Origin of the sequence: Paenarthrobacter sp. NPDC090520, from assembly GCF_044769205.1 — a bacterium.
Classification (GTDB): domain Bacteria; phylum Actinomycetota; class Actinomycetes; order Actinomycetales; family Micrococcaceae; genus Arthrobacter.
In genome coordinates this window covers 23485-39897 of record NZ_JBIVXM010000012.1, presented here as the reverse complement: position 1 = coordinate 39897, position 16413 = coordinate 23485, and the positions used below count along the sequence as shown (strand labels likewise).

The following is a 16413-nucleotide window of genomic DNA, read 5'->3' as shown; positions in this document are numbered from 1 at the left end:
CCTTTGAGTGAAGGGAACACCCTCATGACTTCCACAACTTCTGCCGCCATCACCCCCACCACCGGCACGGCCATGGCCGAGTTCAACCGCACCACGTCCCGCTGGGGCCAGATCACCATGATTGCCGGACTGTTGATCTCCGTGGCCGGTCCGCTGTACCTCGTGTTCGCGAGCGGACTGGACATCGGACCCGCCCAATTGTGGATTGCCTTCGCCGCAGTGGCCGCAACGTTCGGGATCATCTGGATCGTCGAACCGCTGACCTACTTCCCGATCCTGGGCCCGGCCGCCATGTACCAGGCCTTCATGATCGGCAACATTTCCAACAAACTCCTCCCGGCCGCGCTCATCGCGCAGACCAACATCGGGGCAAAGCCGGGAAGCAAGCGTGCTGAACTTGCCGCCGTCGTCGCTATCTGTGGTGCCGCCGTGGTGCACCTGGTCTCCCTCGCGATCTTCGTGGGACTGCTGGGCAGCTGGCTGATCAGCGTCATTCCGCCGTCGGTGCTGACGGTCACGCGGCTGTACGTCCTGCCGACCGTCCTGGGCGCCGTGCTGGTCCAGGCCATCGTCTCCATGAAGCAGCCCCGCACCACCGTCTTCGCGCTCCTGGTCTCTGCCGTCGTCGTATTCGTGGTCCTGCCGCTGGTGCCGTCCCTCGCCATGGTGTCCACCGCCATCGCCGTCCTCGGCACCATCCTCCTGGCGTGGTTCTTCCGCGGAAAGCAGGTGGCAGCCGCCAAGCCCATCCACATCGAGTAACCCCGAGCCGCACGGCAAGCCCATAGAACGCACCAGAAGGAAGATCACCATGACGCAAACCGCCACCGCCCTGGAACTCGACAGCGAACAGACCACCAAGCTCCACGCCCTGTACCGCCGCCTCCACGCCCATCCCGAGCTCTCCATGCAGGAGCACGCCACCGCGCAACTCATCGAGGAACAACTCGACCGTTTGGGCGTGGGGCATTTCCGCTGTGGAGGCACGGGAGTGGTGGGTGTCCTGCGGAACGGGGAAGGACCGGTGGTCGCATTCCGTGCCGATACCGACGGCCTGCCCATCGAGGAAGCCACCGGACTGGAGTACGCCAGCACGGACAAAGGCATGCTGGACGGCGCAGAGGTTCCCGTGATGCACGGTTGCGGCCATGACACCCATGTGGCGAGCCTGCTGGGAGCCACCGAAATCCTCGTCGGAAACCGGGATGCGTGGTCCGGGACCCTGGTACTGATTTTCCAGCCCGGTGAAGAGACCGCGGCAGGCGCCTTGGCCATGCTCGACGACGGGCTGTGGGACAAAGCTCCGCGCCCGGACGTGGTGTTCGGGCAGCACGTCATGCCCCGCCCGGTGGGTACGGTGTCCATCTCCAGCGGCCCGGTCGCGGCCATGGCGGATTCGCTCAGGGTTACTGTCCACGGCCAGCAATCCCACGGTTCGCAGCCGCAGGACTCGATCGATCCCATCGTCATGGCAGCGCATATGGTCACGCGGCTGCAGACCATCGTGTCCCGCGAGCTGGACCCGCGGAAGTCCGCCGTCGTAACCGTCGGGACATTCCACGCTGGACTCAAGGAAAACATCATCCCGGCCTCGGCGGAATTCACGCTCAACATCCGTACCTTCGACGAGGACGTCCGTGGCCAGGTCCTCGCCGCTGTCCGCCGCATCATCGAGGCCGAAGCCGCCGCGTCTGGCGCTCCCACGCCGCAGATCGAGGAGCTGTACCGCTTCCCGCAGTGCTACAACGACCCCGACGCCGTTCCCTCCGTCCTTGAGGCACTGCGCGGTGCGCTCGGGGCTGGGTCCGTCGAGGTCACCCCGCCGATGATGGGGAGCGAGGACTTCGGCCACCTGGGGACCGCGATCGGTGTGCCGTCCGTGTTCTGGATGTTCGGCGGCACCCCGGCGTCCGCCTTTGAAGGCCCCGTGCCGGTACCCGTGAACCATTCGCCCTTCTTCGCCCCCGAGCTGGAAGGCTCCCTGGCCGGCGGAGTCTCGGCCGCCGTCGCCGTCCTGCTGTCCCGCCTGGGCAACTGAGCTTGCTTCGGCAACTGACCTTCGAGGAAACATCGCATGACTTCAGTACTCACCGAAACAACACCTGTCCTCCGGGACACCGGCGGTCCACTCTCCGGCCGCCTTGTGGTGGACCTCAGCCGCGCACTCGCGGGCCCGCACGCCGCCATGATGATGGGCGACCTCGGTGCCAGGGTCATCAAGATCGAGAACCCAGGCGCCGGGGACGACACCCGTGGTTGGGGTCCGCCCTTCGTTGGACCCGAGGACGATCCGCAGGCCACCTACTTCCTGTCCTGCAACCGCAACAAGGAATCCCTCGCGCTGGACCTCAAGAGCGATGACGGCAGGGAGGTCCTCCGGCAGCTGCTGGAACGCGCCGACGTGGTGGTGGAAAACTTCCGTCCCGGAGTCCTGGAACGGCTCGGCTTCAGCACGGATGCCATGCACGCGATCAATCCCCGTTTGGTGATCCTCTCCATCACAGGCTTCGGCCACGATGGCCCCGAGTCCCACCGCAGTGGCTACGACCAAATACTCCAAGGCGAAGCCGGGCTCATGTCGCTCACCGGCTCCGGCCCAGACGATTCCCAACGCGTCGGGGTACCCATTGCCGATCTCCTCTCCGGCATGTATGGAGCCTACGGAGTGGTCGCGGCCCTGCTGGAACGCGAACGTACCGGGCAGGGACAAGTGGTGCGGACTTCCTTGCTGGCGTCCCTCGTCGGGGTGCACGCGTTCCAGGGGACCAAGGTCACCGTGGCGGGGGAGTCGCCCGAAGCGCAGGGCAACCATCACCCTTCGATCGCGCCGTACGGCCTCTTCCGCTGCCGCAACGGGAGCGTGCAGATCAGTGTCGGCAGCGAGAAGCTCTGGGGAGCTTTTACGTCCACCTTTGGTCTTGATCCGTCGGCTGAGGGCCTCGCCAGGAATGCGGACCGGGTGCGGAACCGCTCCAAGGTCATCGGCGTCGTGGAAGCGGCCTTTGCGGGGTACGACGCCGAGCCGCTCCTCGCGAAGCTCGCCGACGCCGGCATTCCCGCGGGCAAGGTCCGGTCCCTGAAGGAAGTGTATGAGTGGCCCCAGGTGGCATCCCAGGGGTTGCTGGTGGACGTGGAACACCCGCTCCTGGGCTCGGTCACTTTGCCCGGCCCGCCGCTGCGCTTCTTCGACAACGCCTCCGGAGCCGAATCCACCCGCCGTGCCCACACGGCACCGCCGCTGCTCAACGAGCACGACACAAGCATTCGCGAGTGGCTGTCCACAGGGGAGGAGGACTAGGTGGCGGCCACGGCCACCCGGCTCGGTGCGCGGGAACTGCTTGAGGAAACGCTCGACGCCGGAACTTTCGTTTCGTGGGACGCCCCGGCTCGTGGGGTGGTTGGCTCTGACTCTGCGTACGCCGCAGACCTGGTTGCCGCACGCGACAAGTCCGGCAGTGACGAATCGGTGCTCACCGGCGAGGGCCGGATACGGAACCACCGCGTCGCCGTCGTCGTCTCCGACTTCGCTTTCCTGGCCGGCTCCATCGGGCGGGATGCGGCACAAAGGCTCGTTGCCGCCGTCGAACGCGCAACCCAGCTCGACCTGCCGCTCGTGGCGATGCCCGCCTCCGGTGGCACCCGTATGCAGGAAGGAACCAGCGCCTTCCTTGCCATGGTGGAAATCGTGGCTGCAGTCCAGGCCCATCGGGACGCCGGGCTTCCTTACTTGGTCTATCTGAGGCACCCGACCACCGGGGGAGTCATGGCATCGTGGGGTTCCTTGGGGCACGTCACCGCTGCCGAGCCGGGTGCCCTGCTGGGGTTCCTGGGGCCCAGGGTCTATTCAGCGCTGCACGGCGAGGACTTCCCCAACGGGGTCCAGACCGCCGAGAACCTGTTCGACCACGGGCTCGTGGACGCAGTGGTTCCGCCCGAGGGGCTCCACGACTACTTCGGGCGGGTGCTGGACCTGTTGCTGGCGCCCGGCGGCGAGGGAGCGGTTGCTGGGACGTCCGCTGCCGGCGTTGGCGCGGCCGGGGCGAACGATCCCGCCGCGCAGGTTCCCACCGCGCCGCTTCACCCCGCGGCGCTGCCGGCAGCGTGGGACTCCGTACAACGTTCGAGGAACCCACTACGCCCTTCCACCGCACGGTTATTGCAGCAAGCAGCGGGAAGCGTGGTGCTCCTGAGGGGCGCCGGAGACGGTGCCAAGGAGAACGGGATCCTGGTGGCCCTCGCAAGCTTCGGGGCCAAACCGTGCGTTGTGGTGGGGCACGATTCCGGGAGGTCCATGGGACCGGCTTCGTTGCGGGACGCCCGGCGGGGGATGCGGCTGGCGTCGGAACTCGGGCTTCCCCTGGTCACTGTCATCGACACTCCTGGTGCGGCGTTGTCCAAGGAAGCAGAGGAAGGCGGGCTCGCCGCCGAGATTGCACGGTCCCTATACGACCTCCTCGGACTGTCCACCCCCACCTTGTCCGTGCTCCTCGGGCAAGGGACCGGCGGGGGAGCCTTGGCCCTCCTGCCCGCAGACCGGACCATCGCCGCGCAACACGCGTGGCTCGCCCCCTTGCCACCCGAGGGTGCGTCGGCCATCGTCCACCGGACCACGTCGCAGGCCCCGGCGCTCGCAGAAAGCCAGGGCATCACGGCGGCTGCGCTCGCGGGCAGGGGAGTGGTGGACGTGGTAGTGGAAGAATGCCCCGATGCCGCTGCCGAGCCGGTGGAGTTCTGCCGACGCCTCGGTGACGTGATCGCCGTCGAACTCCAAGCGCTGGCAGGTCCGCGATCCCCGCGGCTGCAGGCCCGCCGTGCAAGGTATCTTGCCCTGGTCTCGTAGCCCCCACATAGCGGGAGTTGAGTCCCGCCGTCGGGCGTTTTCCGCTAGTGGCTGCCCGGGGTCTCGCCGTCTTCGAAGATCCTCGAGGCAGGGCCCACGATCAGTGCATCGGGTGTGCCCACCAGTTCCATGTCCTTGCCGGTGTAATCGAAGCGGTTGAGGACGTGACGCATTGCTTCGAGGCGTGCGCGCTTCTTGTCATTGCTCTTCACCACCGTCCACGGCGCCCAGTCCGTGTCCGTTTCGAGGAACATGGCTTCTTTCGCGGCAGTGTACGAACCCCACTTGTCCAGCGACGCCAAGTCCATGGGGGAGAGCTTCCACTGCCGGACTGGATCTACCTGCCGGATGGTGAACCGTGTCAGTTGCTCGGTGCGGGAGACAGAGAACCAGAACTTGACCACGTCAATGCCGTCGTCCACCAACAGCTTCTCGAAAATGGGTGCTTGGTGGAGGAAGTTCTCGTATTGCTCCTCGGTACAGAAGGACATCACGCGCTCCACGCCGGCCCGGTTGTACCAAGACCGGTCGAACATGACCATCTCGCCGGCCGCAGGCAGGTGCGAGACATAGCGCTGGAAGTACCACTGGGACTGTTCGCGCTCACTGGGCTTCTCCAAGGCGACTATCCGGGCACCACGGGGATTCAGGTGCTCGGTGAAACGCTTGATGGTGCCGCCCTTGCCTGCGGCGTCCCGGCCCTCGAAAACCATCACAACCCGGCGACCCGTGGACTTGACCCACTTCTGCAGCTTGAGGAGTTCGATCTGGAGCAGCCGCTTCTCCGACTCGTACGTTTCACGGTCCAGGCGGGCCGCATAGGGGTAGCCCTCGCGCCAGGTATCCACCAGCACGCCGTCGGGGCCGAGTAACACGGGATCATCGTCGTCATCGTCCAGGACCGAGAAGCCATGGAGGTTGGAGCCAAGAACAGTCATGGCCAGAACGTAGCGCCGGGAAGTTAACGCACCGTGAATACAGGAAGTCACCGCGGCCGAACGCCCCCAAAGCGTCCGGCCACGGTGACCCATGCGTCGTTAGGCGCTTGTCACGTCCTGTACCTCGCCCACGAGTTCTTCGATGATGTCCTCGAGGAACAGCATGCCGGTGGTGGCACCTTCGGCATTGAAGACGCGGGCAACGTGGGCTCCGCTCCTGCGCATGGACGCCAGGGCATCTTCGAGTTCGCTGCCGACATAAACGGAAGCCAGCCGACGGATGCGTTTTTCCGGTACCGGACTGCTGAACTTCTCCGGCGTGGTCAGGTCCATGACGTCCTTGAGGTGGAGGTAGCCGGAAGGCTGCCTGTCCGTGTCCGTCAGGATGTACCGGGAGTAGCCGTGCTCAGCAACCGTCCGCTGGATGTCCGCCGGCGATGACGTGGCCGGCAGAAGCACCATCTCGGCGATCGGAACCTCCACGTCGGCCACGGTCTTGGCCGTGAACTCGAAGGCGGCAGTCAGTGTTCCACTGGTGTCGTTGAGCGTTCCTACCCGCGTGGATTGCTCCACGATGGTTGCCACTTCGTCCAAGGTGTAGGCGCTGGTCGCCTCGTCCTTGGGTTCCACGCGGAACAGCCGAAGGATGGAGTTTGCGATCCCGTTCAGCGTCCAGATTACAGGCTTGAACACCTTGGCCACCAAGACCAGGGGAGGCGCCAGGATCAGGGCAGCACGGGTCGGCACGGAAAACGAAATGTTCTTGGGGACCATTTCGCCCACCACAACGTGCAGGAAGGTCACCAGCAGGAGCGCGACGGCAAAGGCAATGATGCTGATTGCCTCGGCCGGCAAGGACGTGAGCCCCAAGGGAATTTCCAGAAGGTGGTGGATGGCCGGTTCGGACACATTGAGGATCACCAGCGAACATACCGTGATGCCCAACTGGCTCGTCGCCAGCATCAGGGTGGCGTGTTCCATGGCCCACAGTGTGGTCTTGGCGGCCTTGCTGCCGGCCTCGGCCTTGGGCTCGATCTGGGAACGCCGGGCGGAGATCACGGCAAACTCGGCGCCAACGAAGAACCCGTTCACCACCAGCAGGATCACCAGCCAGATGATTCCGGGAAGATACTCACTCATGGCCAAGCTCCTCGGAAATCTTGTCGATGATCTGGTCGTGGGTGCTGGTTGTGTCCGCATCGGGATCCGGTGTGAAGCGGATACGTCCCAGCTGCGGGCCGGCTACCCGTTCCACACGCAGCACGCCATCGGCGATGGCCACCTCGTCACCGAGCTCCGGAACGCGGTCCAGCTGGTCGGACATGAAGCCGGCCACAGTGTCGTACTCCTCGCCTTCGGGCACCACAATGCCGGTCCGGTCCAGCAACTCGTCCGGCCGCAGGGATGCGTCGAAGGTCACCGAACGGCCGCTGCGGACCACCCCGGCCCTGGCACGGTCGTGTTCGTCCTCGAGTTCGCCCACGATTTCCTCCACGAGGTCCTCAAGGGTGACAATCCCCGCCGTTCCGCCGTGTTCGTCGGAGACAATGGCCACTTGCAGGCCTTGCTTGCGCAGGAGGACCAGGAGTGCATCCACGTCCTTGGACTCCGGGACGTACAGCGGCTCGGTCATGAGGGAAGTAGCGGTAACGGATTCACGTTCTTCCAGCGGCACCGCGAAGGCCTGCTTGACGTGGAGGACTCCCTGAACGTCGTCACGGTCGCGTCCGATCACCGGGAACCGCGAGAACCCGGTGGCCGAGGCCAGCTCCACGATCTCCGCGGCCGTGTGATCGGAATCCACGGCTACCATGCGGATACGGGGCGTCATCACGTCTCCGGCCGTATGCTCCGAAAAGCGCAGGGTCCGGTTCAGCAACTCGGCATGGTCGCGGTCCAGGACGCCTTCCAACGCTGAGCGCCGCACCAAGGAGGTCAGCTCCTCCGCGGATCGGGCACCCGAAAGTTCCTCCTTGGGCTCAATGCCGAAGGAACGGATGATGCGGTTGGCTGTGTTGTTGAAGAGCAGGATTGCCGGTTTGAACACCGTGGTGAAGAGGGCCTGGAACGGGACTACTACCTTGGCCGTGGCCAGCGGCAAGGCCAAGGCGAAGTTCTTGGGAACCAGTTCTCCGATCACCATGGAGAAGATGGTGGCCAGGAAGATACCTGCCACCGCACCGACGCCGGGAATGAAGGCCTCGGGCAGCCCGGCCGATTGCAGCGGGCCGCGGAGCATGCTGCTGATGGCCGGTTCAAAGGTATAGCCGGTGAGCAGGGTGGTGAGGGTGATGCCGAGCTGTGCACCGGAGAGGTGCGTCGACGTGATTTTCAGGGCGTTGATGGTCGGCCCCAGCCGCTTTTCGCCGCGGGCTTGGCGGGCTTCGAGTTCAGTGCGGTCCAGATTGACCAGCGCAAACTCTGAAGCGACGAAGAATCCTGTGCCGACAGTGAGGACAAGGCCTATGCCGAGCATGATCCATTCATACATTCGGGCGCCCCTCTCCCGTGTGGACCGGCAATCCGGTCAGGGGGCAGAGGGGCCTGGGCATATGTGAAGGAGGGTCATCCATAGTGGGCCAAGTCTACGGGGTGGCCGGCCAAGTCCGGATATTTGTGCGCCGCAGGCTGAAACGGGAACCCACCGGGGGCTTCGGACGTTGACGAGCGGATGCCCCTAACGCGGAAACAGAGAACCCCCGGAAATCCGAAGATTTCCAGGGGTTCCCAACCGAGCTTCCTATCAGAATCGAACTGATGACCTTTTCATTACGAGTGAAACGCTCTACCGACTGAGCTAAGGAAGCACCGCGACTTTCTACCGGTTTCCCGGCCGATCACGCAAGACATAACTGTAATAGAGGCACGGCGCCCGGGTCAAAACGACGGCGGCGGCGGCCGTTGCGGGGATGTTCACCCGGGCGTCGGGCCGGGTTCAAGCCGCCTTTCCCCTGCCGCCGGAAGCTGGGGAATCAACTGTTGCCGGGGCCGTCCGGCACGCAATACTCGCCGAGGGAGCCGCGCAATGACTGGGGACGCATTGACCAGGGATACCAACCACACGCCCAACAGGTTGCGGCTCGCGGTGGTGGACATGGTGGGGACCACCATCACGGACGACGGCCGGACCGAGCGGGCCATGTCCCGGGCGTTGGCCGAACACGGCGTGGAGCCCGGCAGCACCCGCTTTGAGAGCATGCTCGGCTATGCGCGGGACACCATGGGCTTCTCCAAGCGAACGGTCTTCAGCCACCTTTTCGAGGACACGGTGGTTGCCGAAAGTGCCAACAAGACGTTCGAGCTGGTGTACGACGAATTGATCGACGACGGCGGCGTCCGTGCCATTCCGGGGGCGGAGGACGCCATCCATTGGATGCGCGAATCAGGAATGCACGTATGCCTCGCCACGGGCTTTGGCCGGCACACCCAGAACATGGTCCTGGAATCCCTGGGCTGGATGGGCTTGGCCGACCTCAGTCTGTGCCCGGCCGACGCCGGACGTGGCCGTCCCTACCCGGACATGATCCTGACCGCTGTGCTCGCCCTGGACCTGGACGACGTCCGGGAAGTGGCGGTGGTTGGAGACACGAGCTCGGACATGTTGTCCGGGGTCCGCTCCGGTGCCTCACTCATGGCTGGCGTGCTGACCGGTTCACACTCGGAAGCGACCCTCCGGGCAGCCGGCGCCACCGAAGTGGTTGACTCCATCAAGCAGTTGCCCCTGCTGCTGGAGAAGCACGAGGCCCGGCACTTCTAGGGCCGGGCCAAAGCTAGCACTTCAGCCCGTCCTGCGGCTGCTTCCCGTCGATGAAGTAATCGTCAACTGCGTTGCTGACGCACGAGTTGGAGCGGCCGTAGGCGGTGTGCCCTTCGCCTTCCCACGTAATAAGGGAGGCGTTCCCGAGCTGCTTCCGCAGGGACTGCGCCCATGCCAGCGGGGTGGCGGGATCCCCGGTGGTACCGATGACGACGATCGGCGCCGAGCCCGTGTAATCCACCGCTGCGGGAGTTCGCGTGGCCTTGTACGGCCAGTCCTTGCAGCTCACGCCGCCGTAGGCAAAGAATTCACCGAACGTGGGGGACTCCTGCTTCAGGCGGGCTTCCTCGGCCCGCATCCCGGCGGTGTCGGTGACCATGGGATAGTCCAGGCAATTGATGGCCGTGAAGGCGAAGTTCGAGTTGGAGCTGTAGGTGCCGTTCTGCTCCCGGTCAGCGCCGAGATCGGCAATCCGCAGCATCTGGGAAACGTCGCCGGAGAAGGCGCTGGCCAGGGCCTGGGTCAGGGCAGGCCAGCTTTGGTCATCGTAGAGCGGCAGGATGAGCCCGTTGACGAATTCGTTGCCCGTCACGAGTCGCCCGTCCTTGGCTGTTTGGGGATTGTCGTCCACAGCCTGGATGAGGTCGCGGATCTCCTGGACACCGTTGTCCACGTTTCCGCTGAGCGGGCAGTCCTTTTGGTTCAGGCAGTCGGAAACATAGGAACGGATGGCCTTCTCGAAGGCTACGGCTTGCCCTGAGGTGAGGTCTTCGTTGCTGAGCGACGGATCCACGGCCCCGTCCAGCACCAGGCGTCCGACGTTGTCCGGGAAGAGGGCTGCGTACGTGGAGCCGAGGAACGTTCCATAGGAGTAGCCGAGGTAGTTGAGCTTGGCATCGTTGACCACGGCGCGGAGGACATCGAGGTCCTTGGCGGCGCTGACGGTGTCGATGTGTTCCAGCACAGGGCCGGTCTGCTGCACGCACTGTTGGATCACGGACTTGTTGAAGGCCAGGGCAGCTGCGAGTCCCTCGTCCGTGTTCTCCCTGAAGACCTTTTCCCGTGCGGCATCCCGCTCAGCGTCCGAGGACATGCAGGTGACGGGAGCCGAGCGCTTGACGCCGCGGGGGTCGAAGCCCACCATGTCGTAGTTTGACCGCAGTTTCTGCGTGAAGTGCGTCTTTCCGCCGTCCCGGACGAAGTCAACGCCGGAACCGCCGGGTCCGCCGGGATTGACCAGGATGGTGCCCTTCTTGTTTCCGCTGCTGGAGAGCTTGATCGCCGAGAGTTCGATGTCCCCGCCGGAAGGGTTCCCATAGTCGAGCGGGACCTTGACGGTGGCGCACTGGAAGCCGCTCTCACAACCCTTCCACTCCACTTCCTGCGAGTAGTACTTTTCCAGTCCCTTCGGAGCCGACGCGGCGATGGAAGGATCAACCGTGCTCGTGGATGGCTTGGCGGTGGGAGTGGGCATAAACGGAAGCGAGCACGCACTGAGGACCAGCAATGAAACGAGCGTGAGGCAGAGCGCTGCGAGCCCCCGGCGGCGGCGTGCGGACTTCATGGATTCTCCTATTGCTGGATCAGGCTCGTCGCCATGGACTCCACTGCCAAGAGCGGTGCCACGTTGGTGGTGGTGATGCGGACCCGTGCTTTGTTGATGGCGTCCATCCGGGCAAGGGTGGTCTCCGGCGCGGACTGGCGCGCGTATTCTTCTAGATCGCCCCTGAGTTCAACGTTGACCAACTCCACTGCGTTCCCGAGCTGGATGATCAAGACGTCCCTGTAAAAGGACAGCAGGTCGGTCAGCGTCCTGTCCAACGAGTCGGTAACGGACCGCTTGGCACGGCGCTTCTGGTCGTCCTCGAGTTGCTTGACCTGGCTGCGCATGGACGGCGGGAGGGTTCCGGATTCAGGGGCTCCAAGGCTGGCCAACAGGGCAACCTTCTCCGCAGCATCCCGTTCGTCATTGGAACTGTTGGCCTCGTCCGTGGCGATCTTGACCAGTTTCTCGGCCATCATCACCGCCGCTGTGACGCCGCGCAGGCCCAGCGGGATCCGGACAGTTTCCAGCCGGCGTTCCCTGGCGTCGGCGTCGCGAGCCAAACGGCGTGCGATTCCAATGTGGCTCTGTGCTGCCCGGGCGGCCCGTTCAGCCAACTGCGGGTCGATGCCATCGCGGCGAACAAGAAGGTCTGCGACGTCGGAAGCCGGCGGCAGGCGCAGGGTGACCGGACGGCATCGGGACCGGATGGTGACCAATACGTCCGCGGGGGAGGGCGCGCACAGCATCCAGATGGTCCGCGGCGTGGGTTCCTCGATGGCCTTGAGCAGGACGTTGGTGGTCCGTTCGGCCATGCGGTCCGCGTCCTCCACCACGATGATCCGCCACCGGCCCGTGGACGGCCTGTCTCCCGCTTTGGAGACGAGTTCCCGGGCTTCGTCAATGGTGATGGTGACTTTCTCGGTGCGCACGAACGTCACGTCGGAATGGGTCTCGCCAAGGATCGTGTGGCAGGCGGGGCATTCGCCGCAGCCGCGAAGGGCCACGTCGTCCTGCTCGCAGTTCAACGCAGCGGCGAAGGCTTTGGCCGCGTTGGAACGACCGGAGCCGGGTGGACCGGTGAAGAGCCAGGCATGGGTGAGTCCCGCTTCGCCTTGCGCTGCCTGTTTCAACTGCGCAACAACCGGAGCCTGCCCCTGGAGGTCGTCCCAAACGCTCACTGGGGAACCCGCCCACCAAGCAACGCCTCGACACGTTCCAGGATCCGGGAAGCCAACGTCTCAATATCCAAGGATGCGGGCAACACGAGATAACTGGACGGCGACGCGGTGGCCAGGTCCAGGAACGCGTGGCGGATGGCCGAATGGAAATCGTCGGGCTCGGACTCCAGCCGGTCTTCTGCGGCCTCGCCGGCAGTGCGCCGCTGGCGCCCGTCTGAAGGATCGACGTCGAGCAGTACCGTCAGGTCCGGCTGCAGGCTCTCGGTGGCCCACTCGTTAAGGGAGCGGACCTGCTCGGCGCCGAGGCCCCGGCCAGCGCCCTGGTAGGCAACAGAGGAGTCGATGTAGCGGTCCGTAATGACCACCGTGCCCGCTGCCAGGGCGGGGCGGATCACTTGGCTGGCGTGGGCAGCGCGGGCAGCGGCGAACATCAGTGCCTCAGTGCGGGCGTCGATGGTCCCGTGGCCGTGCTCAAGGACTAGGGAGCGCAGTTTTTCGCCGATGGGGGTTCCGCCGGGTTCGCGGGTTCGCAGGACGGTCAGCCCCCGGGATTCAAGGGCGTCGAAGAGCCGTGCGGCCTGGGTGGACTTGCCCGCTCCGTCCCCGCCTTCGAAGGCAATGAACAGGCCAGGACTCTGAATACTCACCTGCCTAGCCTACCGAGCGGGTGCAAACGTAACGGCTTTCATCCACACCCGTGCCCCCGACTACCCTGAAACCATGAGCCTTTCCGAAGAGCACGCGGCAGCTTTGTCCCCGGAAACCCTTGTGGTGGCTGCAGGCCGTCCCGAACGCAAGCACGATGAGCCGGTCAATCCGCCCATTGTCTTGTCCTCCACATACTTCGGAACGGGTCCGTTGAGCGACGGGGACCGCGGCTACGGGCGCTACGCCAACCCCACCTGGGACCCCTTCGAGGAGGCCTTGGCCAAGCTCGAAGGCGCCGGGCTTCCGGGGCTGCTCTACGGTTCCGGACTGGCCGCCGTGAGTTCCGTGCTTTCCCTGGTGCCCGCCGGAGGCGTGGTGGTGATGCCATCGCACAGCTACTCGGGCTCGCTGGTGATGGCTTCCGAGCTCGCGGACAAGGGCTTCATTGAATTGCGCACCGTGGACATCTCGGACACGGAGGCGGTCAAAGCCCTCATCAGCCCCGAGGGAGGCCGGAAGGCAGACCTGCTGTGGCTCGAAAGCCCCACCAACCCCATGCTGGGTATCGCTGATGTCCGTGCCCTGGCGGAAGCCGCGCACGCTGCCGGCGCGCTTGTCGTCACGGACAATACGTTCTCAACGCCTCTGGTGCAGCAGCCGCTGGCCCTGGGTTCCGACGTCGTTCTCCACTCGGTGACCAAGTACCTGGCCGGCCACTCGGACGTGGTCCTCGGCGCTTTGGTGACCTCCAATCCGGAGCTGCGGGCCGCGCTGCTCCATCACCGGATCATCCACGGCGGCATCGCGGGCCCGTTCGAAGCGTGGTTGGCCCTCCGTGGACTGCGGACGCTGGCCCTGCGCATCGAGCGTTCGCAAGCGTCCGCCGCTGTCCTCGCGGAGCGTCTCAGCACCCACCCGAGGGTGGAAGCTATCCGGTATCCGGGCCTCGCCACGGATCCCGGCCACCAGCGGGCCACGGAGCAGATGAAGGGCTTTGGTTCCATCCTCTGCATCCAGATTGCCGGCGACGACTCCCGCAGCGGCGCCGAAGCCGCCGACCAGCTGGTGCGCGCGCTGCAGCTCTGGCTCCCCGCTACGTCCTTGGGCGGCGTCGAGTCACTGATTGAACGCCGACGCCGGCACACGGCCGAGCCGCTCAGCGTCCCGGAGAACCTGGTCCGGTTGAGCGTGGGCATTGAGAACGTCGAGGACCTTTGGTCAGACCTCGAGCAAGCGCTGAAGTCGCTGGACAGCTAGGCTAAAGGGCGTGGACGGAAAATTCTTGATCGGCCTTGTCTCCAGCGCGGTCTACTGGATCCTGGGCTTGGTGGCCCTGGCCCTGGAAATCTGGGCGTTCGTCGATTGCTTGCGCCACCGGCCGGCGCTGTTCGTGGCAGCCTCCAAGCGGACCAAGACGTTCTGGCTTGCGCTCACGGGCGTGGCCCTGTTAATTGGTGTCCTGACCGTGATTAGCGGCGGCAACGCTCTAGGCTTGTTCGGCATCGCTGCCGTCACGGCAGCGTGTGTGTACCTCGCCGATGTCCGCCCCGCAGTCCGCGAGGCCGGCAGTGGCGGCAACCGCAACGTGGGCCCGTACGGCCCCTGGTAAACAGCGCCGCACCAAACTAGAGCGGCGCCACGGCCTCCCACGCCACGGTCACTTCACCCAAGCGCCACCGCGACGGTCCATCCTGAAGCGGCCATCCGGCGTCGAGCAGTGAGCGGCACATGGCGGTCCACCGCTGCCGGTTGCCAAACGAGGCCAACGGCGCCGCCTCCAACCAGGCGCGGTCCATGGCCTGCAGGAACGTGTGTACCCGCTCTCCAGGGACGTTGCGGTGGATCAGGGCCTTGGGCAGCCGCTCGGCCACCTCGGACGGCAGCTCAAAACTGCCGAAGCGCACGGACAGGCTCAGGCTCAGCGGACGTTCCTGACCCAGCGCCACCCAGGTCACCCGGCGGCCGATTTCGTCGCAGGTGCCATCGATGAACAGGCCGCCCGGAGCAAGCCGGGACTGGACCAGTCCCCAGATTGCCGGCACGTCCGCTTCCTCGTATTGGCGCAGCACGTTGAAGGCGCGCACCAGGACGGGTTTGCCGGGCACGGGAATCTCGAAGCCACCCACGTGGAAACTCAGCCCAGGCCGCTCCAACGGCTTGGCGTTCCGCACGCGTTCGGGCTCTATTTCGATCCCGCAGACCCTTACATCGGGACGGACGGCTTGCAGCCGTTCAAAGAGCTCGACGGCGGTGGCCGGCGAGGCGCCGTAGCCCAGGTCCACCACCAAAGGCTCGACGGCGGCGCGCAGGCGCCACGCCTGTGGCCCGGCAAGCCACCTGTCCAAGCGGCGCATGCGGTTGGGATTCGTGGTGCCGCGGGTGATATTGCCAACCGGCTTTCCGCCCCTGTTGCGGGGAGAGCCCACCCGTTCAGCCTTTTGCACCACGGCCCCCACTTTATCGCCTGCCCTGCTCCGCACCCTTGCCGCGCTTCGCTGCCCTGACGTGCCGCACCCTTTGCCGCGCTTCGCTGCCCTGACGTGCCGCACCCTTTGCCGCCACACGCACCCCGGACCACTGGTGCGCGTGGTGCGAACGGGTGCGGCAGATGCTCGGGTGGGTGCGCTGGGCGCGAACGGGTGCGGCAGATGCGACCGAGGGCGCCCGTTGCTGTTCGTAACGCCCGGCAGGGGAGAGGGGCGCTCGGCTAGGATGAAAACCATGACTTACAAGCTCATTCTGCTGCGCCACGGCCACAGCGACTGGAACGCCAAGAACCTGTTCACCGGTTGGGTGGACGTTGACCTGAACGACCAAGGCCGCGGAGAAGCAGTACGCGGTGGAGAGCTCCTGGTTGAGAACAACATCCTCCCGGACGTCCTCTACACCTCGCTCCTGAAGCGTGCCATCAATACCGCCAACATGGCCCTGGACAAGGCCAACCGCGGCTGGATCCCGGTCAAGCGCGACTGGCGCCTCAACGAGCGCCACTACGGCGCCCTGCAGGGCAAGGACAAGGCCCAGACCCTTGCCGAGTTCGGCGAAGAGCAGTTCATGGAATGGCGCCGCAGCTACGACACCCCGCCGCCGCCCCTCTCGGACGACAGCGAATTCTCGCAGGCACACGACCCCCGCTACGCCGGGCTGGGCGACGCACTGCCGCGTACGGAGTGCCTCAAGGACGTCCTGGTCCGCCTGCTTCCTTACTGGGAATCTGACATCAAGGAAGACCTCAAGGCGGGCAAGACCGTCCTGGTCACCGCACACGGCAACTCCCTGCGTGCCTTGGTCAAGCACCTTGACGGCATCAGCGACGACGCCATTGCCTCCCTCAACATCCCCACTGGCATCCCGCTGGTGTACGAACTGGACGAGGACTTCAAGCCGGTCAACCCCGGCGGCACCTACCTGGACCCCGAAGCCGCAGCAGAGGCCATCCTCGCCGTAGCCAACCAGGGCAAGAAGTAGGGCTCCGCAGCGATTAAACGACGACGGCGGCCGGTCAC

15 protein-coding genes and 1 tRNA gene are annotated in these 16413 nt (G+C 65.3%); 8 read left to right on the top strand and 8 right to left on the bottom strand.

All coding sequences use genetic code 11. The features are described from left to right. The first annotated feature begins 24 nt into the window (after positions 1-24). The 4 genes from ACIQTZ_RS15235 to ACIQTZ_RS15220 are packed head-to-tail and all read left to right on the top strand — an operon-like array spanning position 25 to position 4840. Positions 25-762 (top strand): hypothetical protein, encoded by a 738-nt coding sequence (locus ACIQTZ_RS15235; protein WP_402982025.1) that lies wholly within the window; start codon positions 25-27, stop codon positions 760-762. Positions 763-811: 49 nt separating this feature from the next. Continuing rightward, positions 812-2038 carry an amidohydrolase gene (locus ACIQTZ_RS15230; RefSeq protein WP_402982023.1) on the top strand — a complete coding sequence of 409 codons (1227 nt, stop codon included), beginning with the start codon at positions 812-814 and terminating at the stop codon, positions 2036-2038. Between the two features lie 36 nt (positions 2039-2074). Then, the gene (locus tag ACIQTZ_RS15225) at positions 2075-3298 is read left to right on the top strand and encodes a CaiB/BaiF CoA transferase family protein (RefSeq protein ID WP_402982022.1); all 1224 of its coding nucleotides are present in this window, start codon (positions 2075-2077) and stop codon (positions 3296-3298) included. Beyond that, complete coding sequence (locus ACIQTZ_RS15220) at positions 3299-4840, top strand: carboxyl transferase domain-containing protein (protein ID WP_402982020.1); 1542 nt, start codon at positions 3299-3301, stop codon at positions 4838-4840. A 44-nt stretch (positions 4841-4884) separates the two neighbouring features. On the opposite strand, the gene ppk2 is transcribed toward ACIQTZ_RS15220, so the two are convergent. From ppk2 to ACIQTZ_RS15200, 4 genes are all read right to left on the bottom strand, one after another. Continuing rightward, positions 4885-5778 carry a polyphosphate kinase 2 gene (ppk2, locus tag ACIQTZ_RS15215; protein WP_402982018.1) on the bottom strand — a complete coding sequence of 298 codons (894 nt, stop codon included), beginning with the start codon at positions 5776-5778 and terminating at the stop codon, positions 4885-4887. A gap of 99 nt (positions 5779-5877) precedes the next feature. Then, on the bottom strand, positions 5878-6918 hold the full coding sequence (locus tag ACIQTZ_RS15210) for a hemolysin family protein (protein ID WP_402949397.1): 1041 nt from the start codon (positions 6916-6918) through the stop codon (positions 5878-5880). Further along, positions 6911-8269 carry a hemolysin family protein gene (locus ACIQTZ_RS15205; RefSeq protein ID WP_402982017.1) on the bottom strand — a complete coding sequence of 453 codons (1359 nt, stop codon included), beginning with the start codon at positions 8267-8269 and terminating at the stop codon, positions 6911-6913. Before ACIQTZ_RS15205 ends, ACIQTZ_RS15210 begins: the two co-directional genes overlap by 8 nt. 243 nt (positions 8270-8512) lie before the next feature. Next, positions 8513-8585: transfer RNA gene (locus ACIQTZ_RS15200), tRNA-Thr, on the bottom strand. A gap of 218 nt (positions 8586-8803) precedes the next feature. Between ACIQTZ_RS15200 and ACIQTZ_RS15195 the strand changes: the two genes are divergently transcribed. Further along, on the top strand, positions 8804-9535 hold the full coding sequence (locus tag ACIQTZ_RS15195; protein ID WP_400335998.1) for an HAD family hydrolase: 732 nt from the start codon (positions 8804-8806) through the stop codon (positions 9533-9535). 13 nt (positions 9536-9548) lie between these two features. Here ACIQTZ_RS15195 and ACIQTZ_RS15190 read toward each other — a convergent pair whose 3' ends face one another. The 3 genes from ACIQTZ_RS15190 to tmk are packed head-to-tail and all read right to left on the bottom strand — an operon-like array spanning position 9549 to position 12906. Continuing rightward, positions 9549-11099, bottom strand: a complete 1551-nt coding sequence (locus ACIQTZ_RS15190; protein WP_402982015.1) for an alpha/beta hydrolase — start codon at positions 11097-11099, stop codon at positions 9549-9551. A gap of 8 nt (positions 11100-11107) precedes the next feature. Then, a complete protein-coding gene (locus ACIQTZ_RS15185; RefSeq protein ID WP_402982013.1) occupies positions 11108-12259 on the bottom strand; it encodes a DNA polymerase III subunit delta' in 1152 nt (383 codons plus the stop codon). Continuing rightward, a complete protein-coding gene (gene tmk / locus ACIQTZ_RS15180; protein ID WP_402982011.1) occupies positions 12256-12906 on the bottom strand; it encodes a dTMP kinase in 651 nt (216 codons plus the stop codon). Before tmk ends, ACIQTZ_RS15185 begins: the two co-directional genes overlap by 4 nt. Before the next feature lie 73 nt (positions 12907-12979). Here tmk and ACIQTZ_RS15175 point away from each other — a divergent pair, with 73 nt between their 5' ends. Together ACIQTZ_RS15175 and ACIQTZ_RS15170 are read left to right on the top strand one after the other, a co-directional pair. After that, positions 12980-14164, top strand: a complete 1185-nt coding sequence (locus ACIQTZ_RS15175; RefSeq protein WP_402982010.1) for a trans-sulfuration enzyme family protein — start codon at positions 12980-12982, stop codon at positions 14162-14164. A gap of 10 nt (positions 14165-14174) precedes the next feature. Further along, entirely contained in the window at positions 14175-14516 is a 342-nt protein-coding gene (locus tag ACIQTZ_RS15170) for a DUF2516 family protein (protein ID WP_402982008.1), read from the top strand. A gap of 16 nt (positions 14517-14532) precedes the next feature. Here ACIQTZ_RS15170 and ACIQTZ_RS15165 read toward each other — a convergent pair whose 3' ends face one another. Further along, positions 14533-15354: a class I SAM-dependent methyltransferase gene (locus ACIQTZ_RS15165; RefSeq protein WP_402982006.1), complete on the bottom strand. Its 822-nt coding sequence runs from the start codon at positions 15352-15354 to the stop codon at positions 14533-14535. Between the two features lie 274 nt (positions 15355-15628). Here ACIQTZ_RS15165 and ACIQTZ_RS15160 point away from each other — a divergent pair, with 274 nt between their 5' ends. After that, the gene (locus ACIQTZ_RS15160) at positions 15629-16375 is read left to right on the top strand and encodes a phosphoglyceromutase (protein ID WP_387438948.1); all 747 of its coding nucleotides are present in this window, start codon (positions 15629-15631) and stop codon (positions 16373-16375) included. Positions 16376-16413 lie beyond the last annotated feature (38 nt).

Excerpts from the sequence above, each read along its gene's own strand:
- ACIQTZ_RS15230 (WP_402982023.1), top strand. The coding sequence starts at position 812 with ATGACGCAAACCGCCACCGCCCTGGAACTCGACAGCGAACAGACCACC.
- ACIQTZ_RS15210 (WP_402949397.1), bottom strand. The coding sequence starts at position 6,918 with ATGAGTGAGTATCTTCCCGGAATCATCTGGCTGGTGATCCTGCTGGTG.
- ACIQTZ_RS15205 (WP_402982017.1), bottom strand. The coding sequence starts at position 8,269 with ATGTATGAATGGATCATGCTCGGCATAGGCCTTGTCCTCACTGTCGGC.
- ACIQTZ_RS15195 (WP_400335998.1), top strand. The coding sequence starts at position 8,804 with ATGACTGGGGACGCATTGACCAGGGATACCAACCACACGCCCAACAGG.
- ACIQTZ_RS15175 (WP_402982010.1), top strand. The coding sequence starts at position 12,980 with ATGAGCCTTTCCGAAGAGCACGCGGCAGCTTTGTCCCCGGAAACCCTT.
- ACIQTZ_RS15190 (WP_402982015.1), bottom strand. The coding sequence starts at position 11,099 with ATGAAGTCCGCACGCCGCCGCCGGGGGCTCGCAGCGCTCTGCCTCACG.
- ACIQTZ_RS15160 (WP_387438948.1), top strand. The coding sequence starts at position 15,629 with ATGACTTACAAGCTCATTCTGCTGCGCCACGGCCACAGCGACTGGAAC.
- ACIQTZ_RS15235 (WP_402982025.1), top strand. The coding sequence starts at position 25 with ATGACTTCCACAACTTCTGCCGCCATCACCCCCACCACCGGCACGGCC.
- ACIQTZ_RS15225 (WP_402982022.1), top strand. The coding sequence starts at position 2,075 with ATGACTTCAGTACTCACCGAAACAACACCTGTCCTCCGGGACACCGGC.
- ppk2 (WP_402982018.1), bottom strand. The coding sequence starts at position 5,778 with ATGACTGTTCTTGGCTCCAACCTCCATGGCTTCTCGGTCCTGGACGAT.